The organism is Actinomadura darangshiensis (assembly GCF_004349235.1).
Lineage (GTDB): Bacteria > Actinomycetota > Actinomycetes > Streptosporangiales > Streptosporangiaceae > Spirillospora > Spirillospora darangshiensis.
Genome location: NZ_SMKY01000004.1, coordinates 43,492 through 60,815, shown reverse-complemented (window position 1 = coordinate 60,815; position 17,324 = coordinate 43,492). Strand labels below are relative to the sequence as shown.

The 17,324-nt window shown below is 72.8% G+C and carries 13 protein-coding genes; 9 read left to right on the top strand and 4 right to left on the bottom strand.

Translation table 11 applies throughout. The annotated features are described in order from the left end of the window. Positions 1-7: 7 nt before the first annotated feature. Together E1293_RS01745 and E1293_RS01740 are read right to left on the bottom strand one after the other, a co-directional pair. Entirely contained in the window at positions 8-1,714 is a 1,707-nt protein-coding gene (locus tag E1293_RS01745; RefSeq protein ID WP_132193042.1) for a class I adenylate-forming enzyme family protein, read from the bottom strand. Between the two features lie 22 nt (positions 1,715-1,736). Then, positions 1,737-2,924 carry a MaoC family dehydratase gene (locus E1293_RS01740; protein WP_207938618.1) on the bottom strand — a complete coding sequence of 396 codons (1,188 nt, stop codon included), beginning with the start codon at positions 2,922-2,924 and terminating at the stop codon, positions 1,737-1,739. A gap of 218 nt (positions 2,925-3,142) precedes the next feature. On the opposite strand from E1293_RS01740, the gene E1293_RS01735 reads away from it, so the two are divergent. Genes E1293_RS01735 through E1293_RS01705 form a run of 7 tightly spaced genes read left to right on the top strand, consistent with a single transcriptional unit; the run spans position 3,143 to position 12,983 of the window. Beyond that, positions 3,143-4,786 (top strand): SMP-30/gluconolactonase/LRE family protein, encoded by a 1,644-nt coding sequence (locus tag E1293_RS01735; RefSeq protein ID WP_132193040.1) that lies wholly within the window; start codon positions 3,143-3,145, stop codon positions 4,784-4,786. Then, positions 4,783-5,643 carry an SDR family NAD(P)-dependent oxidoreductase gene (locus E1293_RS01730; RefSeq protein WP_132193038.1) on the top strand — a complete coding sequence of 287 codons (861 nt, stop codon included), beginning with the start codon at positions 4,783-4,785 and terminating at the stop codon, positions 5,641-5,643. The genes E1293_RS01735 and E1293_RS01730 overlap by 4 nt, the downstream gene beginning before the upstream one ends. A gap of 10 nt (positions 5,644-5,653) precedes the next feature. Then, the gene (locus tag E1293_RS01725; protein ID WP_132193036.1) at positions 5,654-7,030 is read left to right on the top strand and encodes an aromatic ring-hydroxylating oxygenase subunit alpha; all 1,377 of its coding nucleotides are present in this window, start codon (positions 5,654-5,656) and stop codon (positions 7,028-7,030) included. Positions 7,031-7,062: 32 nt separating this feature from the next. Next, positions 7,063-8,889: a flavin-containing monooxygenase gene (locus E1293_RS01720; RefSeq protein ID WP_207938617.1), complete on the top strand. Its 1,827-nt coding sequence runs from the start codon at positions 7,063-7,065 to the stop codon at positions 8,887-8,889. Beyond that, positions 8,882-9,793, top strand: coding sequence for an SDR family NAD(P)-dependent oxidoreductase (locus tag E1293_RS01715; protein ID WP_132193034.1), 912 nt, complete (start codon positions 8,882-8,884; stop codon positions 9,791-9,793). Before E1293_RS01720 ends, E1293_RS01715 begins: the two co-directional genes overlap by 8 nt. A gap of 5 nt (positions 9,794-9,798) precedes the next feature. Beyond that, positions 9,799-11,505 carry a thiamine pyrophosphate-binding protein gene (locus E1293_RS01710; protein WP_132193032.1) on the top strand — a complete coding sequence of 569 codons (1,707 nt, stop codon included), beginning with the start codon at positions 9,799-9,801 and terminating at the stop codon, positions 11,503-11,505. Positions 11,506-11,510: 5 nt separating this feature from the next. After that, positions 11,511-12,983 (top strand): aldehyde dehydrogenase family protein, encoded by a 1,473-nt coding sequence (locus E1293_RS01705; RefSeq protein ID WP_132193030.1) that lies wholly within the window; start codon positions 11,511-11,513, stop codon positions 12,981-12,983. Here E1293_RS01705 and E1293_RS01700 read toward each other — a convergent pair. Continuing rightward, positions 12,956-14,140, bottom strand: a complete 1,185-nt coding sequence (locus tag E1293_RS01700; protein ID WP_132193028.1) for a CaiB/BaiF CoA transferase family protein — start codon at positions 14,138-14,140, stop codon at positions 12,956-12,958. The two genes, E1293_RS01705 and E1293_RS01700, sit on opposite strands and share 28 nt — an antisense overlap. A gap of 79 nt (positions 14,141-14,219) precedes the next feature. Here E1293_RS01700 and E1293_RS01695 point away from each other — a divergent pair, with 79 nt between their 5' ends. Together E1293_RS01695 and E1293_RS01690 are read left to right on the top strand one after the other, a co-directional pair. After that, positions 14,220-15,737 carry a class I adenylate-forming enzyme family protein gene (locus tag E1293_RS01695; RefSeq protein ID WP_132193026.1) on the top strand — a complete coding sequence of 506 codons (1,518 nt, stop codon included), beginning with the start codon at positions 14,220-14,222 and terminating at the stop codon, positions 15,735-15,737. Then, entirely contained in the window at positions 15,734-16,492 is a 759-nt protein-coding gene (locus E1293_RS01690) for an SDR family NAD(P)-dependent oxidoreductase (RefSeq protein ID WP_132193024.1), read from the top strand. The genes E1293_RS01695 and E1293_RS01690 overlap by 4 nt, the downstream gene beginning before the upstream one ends. A 7-nt stretch (positions 16,493-16,499) precedes the next feature. Here E1293_RS01690 and E1293_RS01685 read toward each other — a convergent pair whose 3' ends face one another. Further along, entirely contained in the window at positions 16,500-17,306 is an 807-nt protein-coding gene (locus tag E1293_RS01685; RefSeq protein WP_132193022.1) for a FadR/GntR family transcriptional regulator, read from the bottom strand. Between the last annotated feature and the right edge of the window lie 18 nt (positions 17,307-17,324).

The window sequence follows — 17,324 nt, the reverse complement described above, 5'->3', positions numbered from 1 at the left end:
GCCCTCGTCAGCTCTGGATCCTGGCGGCGGCCAGCTCCCGCAGGTCACTGGATTTGATCTTCGCGGTCCCAGTGAGGGTGATCTCGTCCTCGCGGAAGAACAGGACGTGGCGCGGAACCTTGTAGCTCGCAAGCCGTTCCCGGAGGAACGCGCGGACGTCCCGCGCCTCCAGAAGCACGCCGTCATGGGGGACGACGCAGGTGACCACGACTTCGCCGAGCGTCTCGTGCGGCACCCCGACGGTGTGCGCCAGCCGCACGCCGGGATGGGCGGACGCGGCTTCGTCGACCTCGCGCGGTGAGACGTTGGCGCCGCCCGTCTTGATGATGTCGGTGAGCCGACCCTCCCAGTACAGGCGTCCGGCGTCGTCGAGGCGGCCGCCGTCGCCGGTGTGGAAGAAGCCCTCGCCGTCGAGGGTCTGGTCGAGCGGGACGCCGAGGTAGCCCAGCATGAGAGTGGGGCCCTTGGCGCAGATCTCGCCCCGCTCGCCGCGCGGCACGACGGCGCCGGTGAGGGGATCGACGATCTTCACCGTGACGCCCGGCAGCGGCACGCCGCTGCTGCCGGCGTGCACCTTGGGCGGCGTGTCGGCCGGATAGCAGGTGCTGATGGTGAAGGTCTCGGTGTTGCCGTAGGCGTGGCCGGGCTCGTACCAGACGGCGGTGACGGTGGGGTGGCGCGCGACCGGGGTCGCCCGGTCCACGAAACGCATGCTGCTCAGGTCGGCGCCGGCCCAGTTGGGCGCCGCCTCCAGCTGTGCCCACTGGTGCGGCCAGGCGAACGGGAAGTTCACCCGTTCCGCCTGCATGAGGTCGAGGGCCTCGGCGGCGGCGAAGGTGGGCTGCAGCACGAGCGCGCCGCCGGCCGCGAGGGTCGAGCCGAGCGACATGGCGAAGTTGCCGGACCAGAAGTAGCCGTTGGCCGTCCAGCCGCGGACGCCGTCCTCCGGGCCGAATCCGTACAGGCGCCGGAAGCGCCACAACTGGACGCAGACGCCCCGGTGCGCGCTGAGGATCCCCTTCGGTCTGCTGGTCGAGCCCGACGAGAAGAACAGCAGTGCCGGGTCGCCGGGACGGGTGGCCTCGGCGGCGGCCTCGACCGTTTCGCGCGGCTCCGCGGCGCCGCGCGCCAGGAACGCGCCCCAGCCGTCGACCGCCCCGCCCGGCGCGGCGTCGCCGATCACCGCCAGGTGGCGCAGGTACGGGTACCGCGCCGACCGCAGCGCGCCCGGTGCCGCCTTGCCGATCCCGGGTTCGAGGCCGGTCAGCACGGCGGCGAAGTCCGTCTTCAGCACGGTGCGCTCGAAGAGCAGCACCGACACGCAGGAGACCTGGAGCAGGTGGTCGAGTTCGTACGGCGTGGAGAAGGTGCTGAGCGTGACGGCCACGCCGCCGGCGAGGGACACCCCGAAGACGGCGGCGATCCATTCGGGCCGGTTCGTCATCAGGACGCCGACACGGCCGTCCTTGCCCAGGCCGCACGCGCGCAGCGCGCGGGCGACCTCGATCGCGCGCTCCCAGAGATCGGTGTACGTCCAGCGGACGGCGCCGCCGGGCCCGCGCAGGACGATCGCCTCGCGTTCGCCGTACCTCTCCGTCACCTCCCGCAGGAAGCCCGGGAGGGTGAGCGGGCCGAGCCCCGGCTCCTCGCTCAGCGGCGGTCCCGCCACGACCGAGAGGGGCCGTCCGGGTCCGGTGTTCGTCGCGGCATCCATCGCTTGCCTCCCGCCGGCGGCGCTAGAACGGCAGCTCGACCTCGGCCGTGCAGCTCACCAGAACTCCGCCGTCCTGGTCGGTGAGGCGCAGCCGCACCTGGACCAGCGGCACCCCCCACTGCGACTCGGCCGTCTTGTCGACGACCTCGGCGTCGAAGTACGTGGCGTCGCCCTCGAACGCCGGCCCGCGGAAGTCCGCCTTGGAATGGCGCACCATGCCGTCGTTGCCGGCCCAGTAGGCGAGGTAGTCGGTGCACCACGCGCCCATCGTGGCGCCGTAGCCGTAGGCGCGCGCCATGCCGACCTCGCTCGCCCGCTCGGCGTCGATGTGGCCGCGGGACGGTCCCACGTACAGGCCGTCCCGCTTGCGCGGGTCGATCCGGGCGTCCTCCTCGTCGAAGCGGAAGTCCTCTCCCCAGCCGGGGTCCTGGTCGACCCAGGGATCGTCGACGCCCGGGGGAGCGACCCACTGGAAGGTGCCCCAGATGTTGAACAGGAAGGCCCGGTACTCGGTGGTGAAGGAGGCGATGCTGTGCGGGCCGATCACGCGGCGCGGCAGCAGGTCGCCGACCCGCACCTCCTCGAAGCGGGGTGAGACGCCTGCGCGGCCGGACTCGAGCCATGCCCGCCGCAGCTTCTCGATCTCGGTCAGCTCACCGGCCGTCCAGCGCCTGGTCTCGCCGAGCCGGTTCTCGTACATGCCGCGCCTGCGCGCCTCCTCGTAGAGGTAGCGGATCGCGGTCGAGCGCTCGCGCGCCACCAGGACGCCGTCCTGGTTGGTGTGGACGGTGTCTCCCCGGGAGAACATCGTGGGCCCCGCGAAGCGGGTCTCGGTCACCTTGTAGTCGTGGAAGCGCCGTTCCTGGAACAGCTGGTCGCCGGGGCGGACGGGGCAGCCGTAGAACCACCATTCCTCGCCGCCGAAGATCAGGTGGCTGCCCGGGATGTGGCCGACGCACGCGGGCGCCGCCCCGTGCCCGTAGTCCAGGGCCACCGCGATGGACTGCGGCGCGACGATGCCGCCGAACCCCGCCTCGCGGGCGAACTCCTCGTCCCAGTGCAGCGGGTTGGGGTAGTCCATCGCCATCACCCAGCGGCGGATGTCGGACGGACCGCACGGGTCCCGCAGCTGGCCGCCGCCGACGGGCAGGCCCACGCGGTGGTCGACGTCGGACAGGTCGAGTGCGGGCTTGCTGGACTCTGCGCTCACGGGTGCTCCCCGGCTAGCGGTTGACGCCGACGACGCTGCGGCGGCGGCGGACCCCCGGTCTTCGGGGGATCGTAGCCGCGCCCAAGCCATCATTACAAGGATTGCAAGACTATTGCGTTCACCCGCTCTGCTGGTTAGATTCGCTCGCGATGAGAGTTTGATTCTCGCAGAACGAATCGACGTAACCGCAGCGTCGAGGCGGCTGGAGGTCGGTCGGCATGGCGGGTTCGAAGGCGCGGTACACCGGCGCGGCCCCGGTCGGCCTCGCCGGCGGGTGGAGCCTGGAACGGCTCGTCCCGCCGAGCCGGCTGTTCGGCGCGAACGGCCTGCGCACCGGCCCGGACGGCCGGGTCTACGTGGCGCAGGTGGCCGGCAGCCAGATCAGCGCGCTCGACGTCGCCACCGGTGACCTGGAAACGGTCAGCGCCCAGGGCGGCGACGTCGTCGCGCCCGACGACGTCGACTTCGGACCCGAAGGCGATCTCTACATCACCGAGTACTACGACGGGCGCGTGAGCGTGCGCGCCGCGGACGGCGCCACCCGGGTGCTCCGCGACGACCTGCCGGGCGCGAACGGCATCACCTTCCACCAGGGCCGGCTGTTCGTGAACGAGTGCCGGCTCGGCGGGCGCCTGATGGAACTCGACCTGAACGGCGGCGCGCCCAGGGTGCTCCTGGAGAACCTGCCGATGCCGAACGCCATGGAGGTCGGGCCGGACGGCCTGCTCTACTACCCGACGCTGGGCGGCAATGACATCTGGCGGATCGACCCGGACGGCGGTGAACCCGAGCGGGTGGCCGCGGACCTGGGCGTCCCGGACGCGGTGAAGTTCGACTCCGCGGGCCGCATCGTCTCCACCCAGGTGGGCAGCGGCGAGGTCCTGCGCATCGATCCCCGCAACGGCGAGCGCACCGTCCTGGCCACCGTCGCTCCCGGACTGGACAACCTCACCTTCGTGGACGACCGGCTCTTCGTCTCCGGCTTCACCGGGCAGATCACCGAGATCCTTCCAGGCGGCCGGACCCGGGCGGTCCTGCCGGAGGGGCTGACCTGGCCACTGGACCTCACCGTGGACGGCGACGGCGTCCTGTACGTCGCCGACGGCACCTACTTCCACCGGTTCACGCCCGGCACGGGCCTGGAGGTGCTGGGCATGCTGTTCAGCCCCGGCTGGCCCGGCTACGTCCGCGGGGCCGCCGCCATCGGCCGGGGCGCGTTCGCCGTCACCACCTCCAACGGCCAGATCGCCCGGTGGACGCCCGCGAGCGGCGAGCACCAGGTGCTGGCCGGCGGAAGCGAGCCGTTCGACCGGCTCTACGGCGTGGCGGCCGGGCCAGGCGGCGACGCAGTGGCCGCCGAGCTGGGCGCCGGACGGGTGGTGTCGGTGCGGGGCGGCGAGGTGACGACCCTGGCGTCGGGGCTGGACCGGCCGATGGGCGTGGCCTTCGCCGCCGACGGCACCTGCCTGGTCTCCGAGTCCGGCGCGGGGCGGGTCGTCCGCCTCACCGGCTCCGGCGCCGAAACCGTCGTTGACGGGCTGGCGGCACCGCAGGGCATCGCGGTCCGCGGCGAGACCCTCTACGTCGTCGACGCGGAGGCGAAGACGCTGGTCGGCGCCGGCCTCGACGGCAGGTCCCGGACGACGATCGCCCGCGACCTGCCGGTGGGCCCTCCGCCCGGCGTGAATCCGAAACCGCTGAAGGGCCTGGTCCCGTTCAGCGGGCCCCAGGGCCTGTTCGCGGGCGTCGCCGCCGGGCCGGACGGCACCGTCTACGTCTCCGCCGACGCCGAGGGCAGCGTCCTGGCACTGCGCGATCCCGGCGCCGGCGGAGCCCGCACGGAAGGGACGGGTCTCGCATGAAGCACGATCCGCTCGGTCTGGACGGACTCGGTCTGGACGGACGCGTCGTCATCGTGGCCGGTGCGGGCGGCGGCGGCATCGGCACCGCGGCGACGGCCCTGATCGCCCGCGCCGGGGCGACCGTGATCGCGGTGAGCCGGCGGCCGGAGAACCTCGACGAGCACGTCGGGCCGCTGGCGGACGAGGGGCTCCCCGTCGTCCCGGTCGCGGCCGACGTGTCCACCGACGGCGGCGTCGCCGCGGTGATGGAGCACGCCGCCAAGGCCGGCGGCGGCCTGCACGGCCTGGTCAACGTCGCGGGCGGCGCCGCCCCCGCGACCTGGATGCCGGCCACGCGCGTCACCCGCGACGACTGGCGGGCGCTGCTCCACCAGAACCTGGAGACGATGTTCTTCATGAGCCAGGCCGTCGCCGCCGAGCTGAAGGCGCGGGGCCGTCCGGGCTCGATCGTCTCGCTGTCGTCGATCAGCGGCATGAACACCGCGCCGTTCCACATCGCCTACGGCACGGCCAAGGCGGCACTGGTGGCGGCGACCCGCACCCTGGCCGTCGAACTGGCGCTGGACGGCATCCGGGTGAACGTCGTCGCGCCCGGGGTGACCGAGACCCCGGCGTCCGGCACCTACGTCGACGAGGACGCCGAACGCGACCGCCGCGCCATCGCGATGGGGCGGCGCGGCCGTCCCGAGGAGCAGGCGGGGGCCGTCCTCTTCCTGCTGTCGGACCTGTCGTCCTACATCACGGGGCAGACGCTCCTGGTCGACGGCGGCCTCGACCTCAAATGGACCCATCTGGGCTCCGACAACACGTCCCTCTTCCTCAAGGACGAGGGCTTTCGTGCCGCCATCACGCACTGACGGAGAAGCCATGAGCGAGACCCTCGAGAACGTCCCGGACGCCGCCCTCGCCGAACCGCTGTCGGAGCCGATGACGATCGGCGTGGAGGCCTACGTCTCGGAGGAGTACGCCCGCGCCGAGGGCGACCGGCTGTGGAGCAAGGTGTGGCAGCAGGCCGCCCGGGTCGAGGAGCTGCCCGAGCCCGGCGACTGGCTCACCTACGACATCGCCGACGACTCGATCATCGTGGTGCGCACGGCGAAGGACCGGTTCCGCGGCTACCACAACGTCTGCTCGCACCGCGGCCGGCGGCTGGTGGACACCCCTCCCGGCGCGCACGACGCCCGCGGCCACGGCCGCCAGTTCGTCTGCGGATTCCACGGGTGGCGGTACGGCATCGAGGGCGACTGCACCCACGTCCCCGAACGCGAGGACTGGCCGTGCGGGCTGACCGACGAGCGGATCGCGCTGAAGCAGGTCGCGGTCGGCACCTGGGGCGGCTGGATCTGGATCAACATGGACCCGGACTGCGAACCGCTGCGCGACTACCTCGAACCCGCCGCCTCCCTGCTCGACCCCTTCCAGCTGGAGAACATGCGCTACCGGTGGCGGCGCTGGCTCGTCTTCGACTGCAACTGGAAGGTCGCCTTCGAGGCGTTCATGGAGACCTACCACGTCCCCTACACCCACCCGGAGTTCATGAAGTTCGGCGGGTTCCTCGGCTGGGCGAGGTCGCACGGCAGGCACAGCAACATCGGCTACGACGCGCCCAAGAGCATGGACGAGAACCAGGCCAAGCTCCGGCTCGGCACCGGCGACGACCCGCGCGTGTCGACCGCCGACCTGCAGCGCTTCACCTGGGAGAACGCCAACACCAACACCACGTGGACGCTGGTGGAGGTCGCGCAGGAGCTGGTCAAGGACCTGCCCGAGGGCACCCCGGCGCCCGAGGTGCTCGCCCACTGGCTGTCGACGGCCCGCGCGAAGGACGCCGAGCGCGGCGTGGTCTGGCCGTCCGTCCCGCCGGAGATCACCGCCAAGGCCGGCACCGCCTGGCAGATCTTCCCCAACTTCCAGATCGGGCACGCGCCCAACAACATGCTCTGCTACCGGTTCCGGCCGTACGGGCACGACCCGGACAGGTGCGTCTTCGAGGCCGCCGTCTACGAGTTGTTCCCGCCCGGCGAGGAGCCCGAGACCGAGTGGATCCACACGCCCGAGGACGATCCGGGCTGGCGCACCGTCCTGCCGCAGGACTTCTCCAACATGGCGGCCGTCCAGCAGGGCATGAAGTCGCGCGGCTTCTCCGGGCCGAAGCCCAATCCCTACCGCGAGCGCAGCGTGGTGAACCTGCACCGCAACCTCGCCGAGTACATGGGCACCGGCGCGCCGCGCGACCTCGCCTGAGAGCCACCGCCCCCGAGCCGAGGAGTCTTCGGATGCTGCACGAATGCGCGCCGACGCGGACCCCCGAGGTCGACCGCGACGCCCTCAGGGAGAAGTACCTGTCCGAGCGCGACAAGCGCCTGCACCCCGAAGGGCGCGGCCAGTACCTGGTGACCGAGGGCGACTTCGCGGACTTCTACGAGTCCGACCCGTACCTGCCGGTCCAGCCCCGCGAACCGGTCGCCGGCGACGTCGACGCGGTCGTCCTCGGCGGCGGCTTCGCGGGCCTCGTCGCCGCGGCGCGGATCAAGCAGGCCGGCGTCACTGACCTGCGCGTCGTCGAATGGGCCGGCGACTTCGGCGGCGCCTGGTACTGGAACCGCTACCCCGGCATCCAGTGCGACACCGACAGCTACTGCTACCTGCCGCTGCTCGAAGAGGTCGGGTACATGCCGAAGCAGAAGTACGCCTTCGGGGACGAGGCGTACGAGCACAGCCGTCGCATGGCCAAGCACTTCGGCCTTTACGACAACGCGCTCTTTCACACCCTGGTCACCTCCCTCCAATGGGACGAGTCGATCCGGCGCTGGCGCATCGGCACCAACCGAGGTGACGGCATCCGGGCCCGCTTCGTCGTCATGTGCCAGGGGCCGTTCAACCGCCCGAAGCTCCCCGGCGTCCCCGGCATCACCGAGTTCGAGGGCCACACCATCCACACCGCGCGCTGGGACTACGAGTACACCGGCGGCGACACGAGCGGCGGGCTGCGGGGGCTGGCGGGCAGGAAGGTCGCCGTCATCGGCACCGGGGCGAGCGGCATCCAGGTGATCCCGCACATCGCCCGCGCCGCCGAGCACCTGTACGTCTTCCAGCGGACGGCGTCCACCATCGACGAGCGCGGCGACGTCCCCACCGACCCGGCGTGGGCGGAGAAGCTGCGCCCGGGCTGGCAGGAGGAGCGGCGCCGCAGCTTCCACACCGCGGCGTTCGAGGCGTTCGGGCCGGGCCAGCCCGACCTGGTGTGCGACGGCTGGACGGAGATCAGCCGCAACCTGGCCGCGCACCTGGACGAGACGGACGGCTGGGCCGCGATGGCCGACCCCGCCACGTTCATGGAGCTGCGCGAACTCGTGGACTACCGGGTGATGGAGCGGCTGCGCGGCCGCATCGACGCCCTCGTCGACGACCCGGAGACGGCCGAGATCCTCAAGCCCTACTACCGCTTCCTGTGCAAGCGGCCGTGCTTCAACGACCAGTACCTGCCGACCTTCAACCGCCCGAACGTCACCCTCGTCGACGTGTCGCAGACCAAGGGCGTCGAGCGCATCACCGCGAAGGGCGTCATGGCCTGCGGCGTCGAGCACGAGGTCGACTGCATCGTCTTCGCCAGCGGCTTCGAGATCACCACCGACCTCGACCGCCGCTTCGGCATCCGGCCCTTCACCGGCCGGGGCGGCGTGTCGCTGTACGACCACTGGGCCGACGGCTACCGCACGCTGCACGGCATCACCACGCACGGCTTCCCCAACCTGTTCTTCACCGGGTTCCTGCAAGGCGGCGTCACCGCGAGCACGACGGCGATGTTCGAGCAGCAGGCCAGGCACATCGCCCACCTGATCGGCGAGACGCTGGCGCGCGGCGCCACGACCCTCGAACCGACCGCCGACGCCCAGGCCCGGTGGTGCAGGACCGTCAAGGACACCGCGGTCGACAACAGCACGTTCGAGCGGGAATGCACGCCCGGCTACTACAACGGCGAGGGCGAGAAGAAGATCCGATCGCATCTCGGCGAGCCCTACTGGCCCGGCTTCTACGCCATGGAGGACCTGCTTCAGGCATGGCGCGACGCCGGCGACATGGAGGGCATGGCCCATGGCTGACCTCAGGTTCGACGGCCGGGTGGCCGTCGTCACCGGCGGTGGACGGGGACTCGGGCGGGCCTACGCCCGGCTGCTCGCCGCAAAGGGCGCCAAGGTCGTCGTCAACGACCCGGGCGGCGCGGTGAGCGGCGAAGGCACCGACCCCGGTCCGGCGGACGAGGTCGTCCGGGAGATCGAGGCGGCCGGCGGCGAGGCCGTCGCCAGCCACGCGTCCGTGGCGACGTTCGGGGGCGGCCAGGCGATCGTCGGCGCGGCCCTCGGCCGCTTCGGCCGGATCGACGTGCTGGTCCACAACGCGGGGAACCACCGTCCGGCACCGCTCGCGGAGATGACGCCCGACGACCTCGACGCCGTCCTGGACGTCCACCTGCGCGGCGCCTTCAACGTCGTGCGGCACGCGTTCCCCGCGATGTGCGCGGCACGGTACGGCCGCGTCGTGCTGACCTCGTCGATCGGCGGCCTGTACGGCAACCACCGGGTCGCCAACTACGCGATGGCCAAGGCGGGCGTGATCGGCCTGTCCAACGTGGTCGCGCTGGAGGGCGCCGAGCACGGCGTGAAGTGCAACGCCATCGTCCCCGCCGCCGTCACGCGGATGGCCGCGGGCATCGACACCTCGGCCTACCCGCCGATGGAGCCCGAACTGGCGGCGCCCGCCGTGGGCTGGCTCGCGCACGAGTCCTGCACGGTCACCGGGGAGATGCTGGTGTCGATCGCAGGGCGGGTGGCGCGGGCCTTCGTCGGCGAGACCCCGGGCGTGCACCGGCCGTCCTGGACGATCGAGGAGGTCGGCGAGCGGATCGCGGCGATCCGCGACACCCGCGACCCCTGGATCCTGCCGGTCGTCCCCTCGGCCCACGTCGACCACATCAGCAAAAGCTTCACCATGGCCAGGGAGAGGTAGCCGCGATGGCGGTCAAGGTCTACGAACGCGTCCTTCAGCTTTTCGAGGCGGAGGGGATCGGCACGATCTTCGGGATACCCGACCCGAACTTCGTGCACCTCTTCCACCTCGCCGAGGAGCGCGGCTGGGACGTCGTCGCCCCGCACCACGAGGAGTCCGCCGGCTTCATGGCGGAGGCGGTGTCGCGGATGACGGGCAGGCCGGCCGTCTGCGTCGGCACGCTCGGCCCGGGCATGGCGAACATGGCCGGGGCGATGATGTGCGCCAAGGTCGAGAACTCGCCCGTCGTCTTCCTCGGCGGGCAGCGGGCCCGCATCACCGAGCAGCGGGTGCGGCGCGGCCGCATCCAGTTCGTCCGGCAGTCCGAGCTCTTCGCGCCGTCGGTCAAGTACGCCGCCAGCATCGAGTACGCCGACCAGACCGACGAGATCATCCGCGAGGGGCTGCGGAAGGCGCTGTCGGGCACGCCCGGACCCGTCTACATCGAGTACCCGTCCCATGTGATCCAGGAGGAACTCGACGTCCCGCCGGCGGCGCCGCCCGAGACGTACCGGCTGGTCGGGCAGACGGCGGGACCGGACAGGATCGCCGAGGCGGCGGCGGCCGTCCGCGCGGCGGAGCAGCCGATCCTCCTCGTCGGCCACGGCGTCCACACCGCCCGCGCGGGGGAGCAGGTCAAGGAGCTCGCCGACTTGATGGCCTGCCCTGTCATCCAGACGTCCGGCGGCACCTCCTACATCAAGGGCCTGGAGGACCGCACCTGGTCCTACGGGTTCTCGCCGTCGGCCGTGGACGCCGTCGTGCGGTCGGACCTGTGCCTGGCGATCGGCACCGAGCTGGGCGAGCCCGTCCACTACGGGCGGGGCCGGCACTGGCTGGAGAACGCGGCCGGACGCACGTGGATCCTCATCGAGCAGGACCCGGGGGCGATCGGCGTCAACCGCCCCGTCGACGTCCCGCTGGTCGGCGACCTGCGCGCGGTGGTCCCGCAGCTCGTGGAGGCCCTCGCCGGCTCGCCGCGCACGCCGTCCCCGCAGCTCGCCGGGTGGATCGAGCAGGACGCGGCCCGGCTCGCGGAACTGGCGGAGTCGGCCCCGTCCGGCCGGTCGCCCGTCCACCCCGCGCGGCTCGTCGTCGAGGCGACCCGGGCCTTCCCGCCGGAGGGGATCATGGTGCGGGACGGCGGCGCCACCACGATCTTCGGCTGGACGTACTCGCAGGCCAAGCCGCACGACGTGCTGTGGAACCAGAACTTCGGCCACCTCGGGACCGGGCTGCCCTACGCCGTCGGCGCCGGGGTGGCCGACGGGGGAGCGCGGCCGCTGATGCTGATCACCGGCGACTCGTCGTTCCTGTTCCAGATCGCGGAGCTGGAGACGGCGGCGCGGCTCGACCTGCCACTGGTCTGCGTCGTCGCCGTCGACCATGCCTGGGGCCTGGAGGTGGGCGTCTACAAGCGCACCTTCGGCCAGGAGGCGCGGATGCCCGGGGTGCACTGGAGCACGGGAACGCGGCTCGACAAGGTCGCCGAGGGCTTCGGCTGCCACGGGGAGTACGTCGACCGCGACGAGGACATCGCCCCCGCCATCAAGCGCGCCTACGCGAGCGGGAAGACGGCGGTCGTCCACGTCGCGGTCGACCCCAAGGCGAACTCGGAGGAGATGCCGAGCTACGCCGAATTCCGGACCTGGTACGCGGAAGGGATGCAGTGACGGCCATGCGGGAATGCCTGAAGTTCTACATCGGCGGGCAATGGACCGACCCGGCCGACCCGGCCGACCCGGCCGACCCGGCCGGCCCGGAGCCGTCGCGGGTCCTCGACGTCGTGAACCCCGCGACCGAGCAGGTCTGCGGCAGGGTGGCGGCCGGCTCCGCCGCCGACGTGGACCGGGCGGTCGCCGCCGCGCGCGCCGCGTTCGGCGCCTGGTCCGGGACGAGCGCCGCCGACCGGGCGGAGGTGCTGCGGAACATCCAGGAGGCGTACCAGAAGCGGTCCGGCGACCTCGCCGCGGCCCTGACCGAGGAGATGGGCGCGCCCGCGTCGCTCGCCGGCGGATTCCAGGTCGGGCTCGGCGCCGGCCATCTGGCCAAGGCGATCGAGATCCTGGAGGACTTCGCCTTCGAGGAGCGGCGCGGCGCCACCCTGGTCGTCCGGGAGCCGATCGGCGTCTGCGCGCTGATCACCCCCTGGAACTGGCCGCTCAACCAGATCGCGGTGAAGGTGTTCCCGGCGCTGGCGACCGGCTGCGCGATGGTCCTCAAGCCGTCGGAGATCGCCCCGTCCGCCGGGCGGATCTTCGCCGAGATCCTGGACGCCGCGGGCGTCCCCGCCGGGGTGTTCAACCTCGTCCAGGGCGACGGGCCCGGCGCCGGCGCGGCGCTCTCGTCCCACCCCGGCGTCGACATGGTCTCCTTCACCGGGTCCGTGCGCGCCGGCGTCGAGGTCGCGAGGAACGCCGCGCCCGGGGTCAAGCGGGTCACCCAGGAGCTGGGCGGCAAGAGCCCGAACATCGTCCTGGACGACGCGGCCTTCGCCGGGAACGTCGCCGGCGGTGTCACGGTCATGATGGGCAACTCCGGGCAGACCTGCAGCGCGCTCTCGCGGATGCTGGTCCCGAGGTCGCGCATGGACGAGGCCGCCGCCGTCGCCCGCGAGGCCGCCGCCGGCGTCACCGTGGGCGACCCCGGCGACGACGTCGTGATGGGCCCGGTGGCCTCGCGGGCCCAGTTCGAGAAGGTCCAGGCGCTCATCCGGAAGGGCATCGACGAGGGCGCCACCCTGGTGGCCGGAGGCACCGGCCGCCCGGACGGCCTGCAGACCGGCTACTACGTCAAGCCGACCGTGTTCGCCGATGTCACCAGCGACATGGCCATCGCCCGCGACGAGATCTTCGGCCCGGTCCTGGCGATCCTCGGCTACGACGACGTCGACCACGCCGTCGAGATCGCCAACGACACCGAGTACGGGCTGGCCGGCAACGTGGCCGGCGCCGACCTCGACGCGGCCCGCGCCGTGGCCCGCCGCATCCGGGCGGGCTGGGTCTCCATCAACGACGGTTTCGACTTCGGCTGCCCGTTCGGCGGCTACAAGAAGAGCGGCAACGGCCGCGAATGGGGCGAGGCGGGCTTCCACGACTACCTGGAGACCAAGGGCGTGCTCGGCTACGAACCCGGCCAGGCCGCCTCCTGACCGCCGCGTCCCAGCGCGTCCAGCACCTCCGCCGTGTGGGCGCCGAGCCGCGGCGCGGGGCCGGCGACGCGGCCCGGCGTCCGCGAGAACCAGGCCGGCGTGCCGGGGAACCGCACCGGCCCGTTCGGGCCGTCGACGGTCTCGAAGAAGCCCACGGCGTTCAGGTGCGGGTCGTCGAACAGCTCGTCCAGCGTGCGGACCGGTGCGGCGGGGATGTCCAGCGACGAGAGCAGTTCGAGCCATTCCCGCGTCGTGCGCTGCGCGAAGGTCTCGCCCAGCAGCGCGTAGACGGTGTCGATCTGCCGCGCCCGCTGTTCGAGGGTGGCGAAACGCTCGCCCGCCCATTCCGGCTTGACGGCCCCGACGAACGCCGACCACTGCTTGTCGTTGTACACGAGCGCGGAGACGTGGCCGTCCTTGGTGCGGTAGGGCCTGCGGTTCCGGGACACCGCGCGCGGATAGACCGCCGGGCCCAGGGGAGGGGTGAACATGGCGCCGTTGGCGTGCTCGACCAGCATGAACGCGGCCATGGTCTCGAACATCGCGACCTCGACCTCCTGCCCCTCGCCGGTCCGCTCGCGGTGGAACAGCGCCATCACGGTGGCGTACAGCGCCGTTATCCCGGCGACCTTGTCGGCCATGATCGTCCCGACGTAGCCGGCCTCCCCGGTCAGCCGCTCCTGGACGGACGGCAGCCCGCATTCGGCCTGGATCGTGTCGTCGTAGGCGGTGCGGCCCGCGCCCGGTCCGCGGCGGCCGTAGCCGTAGCAGTTGGTGTAGACGATCGACGGGTTGATCGCGGCCACGTCGGCGTAGCCGAACCCCAGGCCGGCGATCGCCCGCGCGCGCATCGAATGGATGAAGACGTCGCCGCCTTCGACGAGCCCGCGGAGGGCGTCCCTGTCCTCGTCCGATCGCAGGTCCAGCACCACGCTGCGCTTGCCGCGGTTGACGTTGGCGAAGACGCCGGCCATGCCCGGTTCGGGCCCGGCCGAGATGTACCGGGTGTTGTCGCCGGCGGGGGGCTCGACCTTGATCACGTCCGCGCCCATGTCGGCCATGACCTGGGTGCAGTGCGCGCCCATCACCATGGCCGTCAGATCGACGACCCGCACTCCCGACAGCGGGCCGGGACGGTGTCCGCGTTCGGCTGGCATCGGCCGCTCCCAGGGGGTTCGCGTGCTGTATCCCGATGATGCTGTCAATCCTTACAAGGATGATGATATCAAGGGCGTCATGAGGAGCCCCGACGCCGGCAGCGCCCCTCCGCCGTCCATCGCCGCGGCGCTGGACGCCCCGCTCGCCGCGCGGCCCCACGCCCCCGCGATCGATGCGCCCTCCGGCACCTGGTCCTACACCGAACTCGACGACCGGGCGCGCAGGGCTGCCGGCGCGCTGTGGTCGCTCGGAGTCCGGCCCGGGGACCGCGTCGCCGCGTGCCTGCCCAACGACCTGGACATCGTGGCGGCCTTCCACGGCGCCCAGCGGATCGGAGCGGTGTGGACGGGCATCGGCGAGGCGCTCGCGCCGGCCGAGCAGGAGGAGTTGCACGGCATCTGCGATCCCGCGGTCGTCCTGGCCGGACCGCGCTGCCGGCTCGACGCGCCCGGCCGCGTCGACCCCGACCGGTGGGCGCGGCTCATGGCGGGGGACGAGGCGGCCCCGGAGGTCGCCCCCGACATCGACGCCCCCGCCGGGATCGCGTTCACCAGCGGGACGTCGGGACGTCCCAAGGCGGTCGTGCACAGCCAGCGCAACCTGCTCCTGCCGGCCGCCGTGCTCGCCGCCGCCCGCGGCTGGGGCCCGGAGTTGCGCAAAGGGGACGGCTTCCCGCTCACGATCCTCAACCTCATGGTCCTGTCGACCCTGCTCGCCGCGCAGGCCGGCGGCTGCTCGGTCATCACGGACCGGCGGGACGCCGCCGGCCTGGCCGGATGGATCTCCGAGCGCGGTGTCACGGTGTGGAACGGGGCCCCCGCGCAGCTCTACGACCTCGCCCGGCGCCCGGAACTCGGCCTCGGCCCGCTCCAGGAAGTGTGGAGCGGGGGCGGCGACACCTCCGACGCGCTGCGCGAGGCATTCACCGCGACGCACGGGCTCGCGCCCCGGGCCACCTACGGCCTGACCGAGGCGCCGACCGTCGTGTCCATCGACCCGCCGGGGGAGCGGTGGCGCCCGCGCGCGAGCGGGCGGGCGCTGCCCCACCTCGACGTCGCCGCCTACGACGACGAGGGCCGCCGCCTCCCCGCCGGTGAGCTGGGCGAGCTGCGGCTGAGCGGCGCGGTGTCGGGCCCTTGGGCGGGCGCTTGGACGCCGCTGCTCGGATACTGGGAGCGCGGCCGCGTCCGTCCGCCCGAGCCGGGCCCCGTGCCCACCGGCGACGTCGGCACGGTCGACGGCGACGGATGGCTGACCGTGCTCGACCGCAAGAAGCTGGTCATCGTCAGGGGCGGCGCGAACGTCTACCCGCTCGAAGTGGAACGGGTGCTCCTTACGCATCCCGGCGTCGTCAACGCGGCGGTGTGCGGAGTGCCCGACGACCGCCTCGGGCAGCGGGTGGCCGCGGTTGTCCAGAGCGCCGGCGCGCGGCTGGACGTCGCTGCGCTCACCGAGTCGTGCCGGCGGGAGCTCGCCCCCTACAAGATCCCGGAGATCTGGACCCGGGTCGACGCCCTGCCGGTGAACGCCATGGGGAAGGTGCGGCGCGACGGGCTTGCCGACCTCGTCCACAAGCACACGCCAGGTGGCCGATGAGCCGCGACATGTTCGGCCTGGACGGCCGGGTGGCGATCGTGACGGGGGCCTCGTCGGGGCTCGGCGCCGCGGCCGCCCGCGCCCTGGCCGCGTCCGGCGCCAGGGTCGGTGCGGTGGCCCGCCGCCGGGACAGGCTGGACGCGCTCGCCGCGGAGATCGGCGGCGTGGCCGTCGCCTGCGACCTGTCCGACCCCGCGCAGGCCGGGTCGGTCGTGCCCGCGGTGGCCGGGCGCCTCGGCCCGCCGGAGATCCTCGTCAACTGCGCGGGGGCCATGTTCACCGAGGCGCGCGCCGAATTCGAACCGCTCGACGCCGTCCGCGCGACCCTGGATCTCAACCTGGTGGCACCCTTCCTGCTGGCGCAGGGGGTCTTCCCGCACATGCGCGAGGCAGGCCGGGGCTCGATCGTCAACGTCTCGTCCATCAGCGGCCGGGTCGGCGTCCCGGGGATCCCGCAGGCGTCCTACGCGGCGAGCAAGGCGGGCCTGTCGGGCCTCACCGCCGAACTCGCGGTGCAGTGGGCGCGGCACTCGATCCGGGTGAACACGGTGGCGCCGGGCTTCTTCCGCAGCGAGATCACCGGCCCGCTCTACGAGAACGAGCGCCCGTCGGAGTACCTGCGCCGCAACACGCCGCTGCCGAAGGAGGGCGGCGCGGACGACATCGTCGGCGCCATTGTCTGGCTCGCCGGAGACGCCGCGGCCTACGTCACGGGGCAGACGATCGTCGTCGACGGCGGCTGGACCGCCCGGTAGCGGGCCGTCAGTGCCGCGCGCGCGGACCGGACTGGATCGCGTGCCGGGCGGCGGGCGACGCTGCGTTGACGATGCCGTCGTCAAAACGCTCCAGGAGCAGGGACTGGGTCGCGGTGAGGTGGGCGCAGGCGATCCGCTCCGCCTCCCCGGCGCGCCCGGCCGCGATGTCGTCGACGATCCGGCGGTGCGTGCGGACGGCCGTCATCGCCTCGTCCCGGGTCGGGTACTCGCCGCGCCGGGTGAGCGCCTCGGCCCAGGTCTCCTCCTGCGCCGACCACAGCGCGACGAGGCTGCCGACGACGTTGCGGACCGTCGCGTTCGGGGTGAAGGCGACGAGGAGGTCGTGGAACTCCCTGGCGGTCTGGGTGAACGCGACGCCGTCGTCCACCAGCGCGGCGCACTCCTCGACGTTGGCGCGCAGGACCGGGACGACGGCCTCGGCGCGGTCCTCGCGCCGGGCGCACTCGGCGGCGCACAGCGGCTCCAGCATCCGCAGCCCGGCGGCCAGGTCGCCCAGCGACACCCGGTCGCCCTGGAGCGCGAGGCCGAGGTGGTAGGCGGCCGACGACTGGTCGGGACGGTGCACCTCGGCGCCGCCGACGTTGCCCCGCCGGACGGTCACCAGGCCCTCGGTCTCCAGGATGCGCAGGGCCTCCCGGACCGAGGGGTAGCTGACGCCGAACTCCTTGACCAGCTGGTCCTGGGTGGGGAGGGCGTAGTCGTAGCCGCTGGCGAGGATGCGGCCGCGCAGCTCGCCGGCGACGGTCTCGGCGATGCGGTGCTGGTGGACTCGGCTGCGTCGGGCGGTCGTCACCCGGGGAGTCTAGCGTGA

Coding starts and splice junctions, on each gene's coding strand:
- E1293_RS01745 (WP_132193042.1), bottom strand. CDS start 1,714: ATGGATGCCGCGACGAACACCGGACCCGGACGGCCCCTCTCGGTCGTG.
- E1293_RS01735 (WP_132193040.1), top strand. CDS start 3,143: ATGGCGGGTTCGAAGGCGCGGTACACCGGCGCGGCCCCGGTCGGCCTC.
- E1293_RS01730 (WP_132193038.1), top strand. CDS start 4,783: ATGAAGCACGATCCGCTCGGTCTGGACGGACTCGGTCTGGACGGACGC.
- E1293_RS01725 (WP_132193036.1), top strand. CDS start 5,654: ATGAGCGAGACCCTCGAGAACGTCCCGGACGCCGCCCTCGCCGAACCG.
- E1293_RS01720 (WP_207938617.1), top strand. CDS start 7,063: ATGCTGCACGAATGCGCGCCGACGCGGACCCCCGAGGTCGACCGCGAC.
- E1293_RS01715 (WP_132193034.1), top strand. CDS start 8,882: ATGGCTGACCTCAGGTTCGACGGCCGGGTGGCCGTCGTCACCGGCGGT.
- E1293_RS01710 (WP_132193032.1), top strand. CDS start 9,799: ATGGCGGTCAAGGTCTACGAACGCGTCCTTCAGCTTTTCGAGGCGGAG.
- E1293_RS01705 (WP_132193030.1), top strand. CDS start 11,511: ATGCGGGAATGCCTGAAGTTCTACATCGGCGGGCAATGGACCGACCCG.
- E1293_RS01700 (WP_132193028.1), bottom strand. CDS start 14,140: ATGCCAGCCGAACGCGGACACCGTCCCGGCCCGCTGTCGGGAGTGCGG.
- E1293_RS01695 (WP_132193026.1), top strand. CDS start 14,220: ATGAGGAGCCCCGACGCCGGCAGCGCCCCTCCGCCGTCCATCGCCGCG.
- E1293_RS01690 (WP_132193024.1), top strand. CDS start 15,734: ATGAGCCGCGACATGTTCGGCCTGGACGGCCGGGTGGCGATCGTGACG.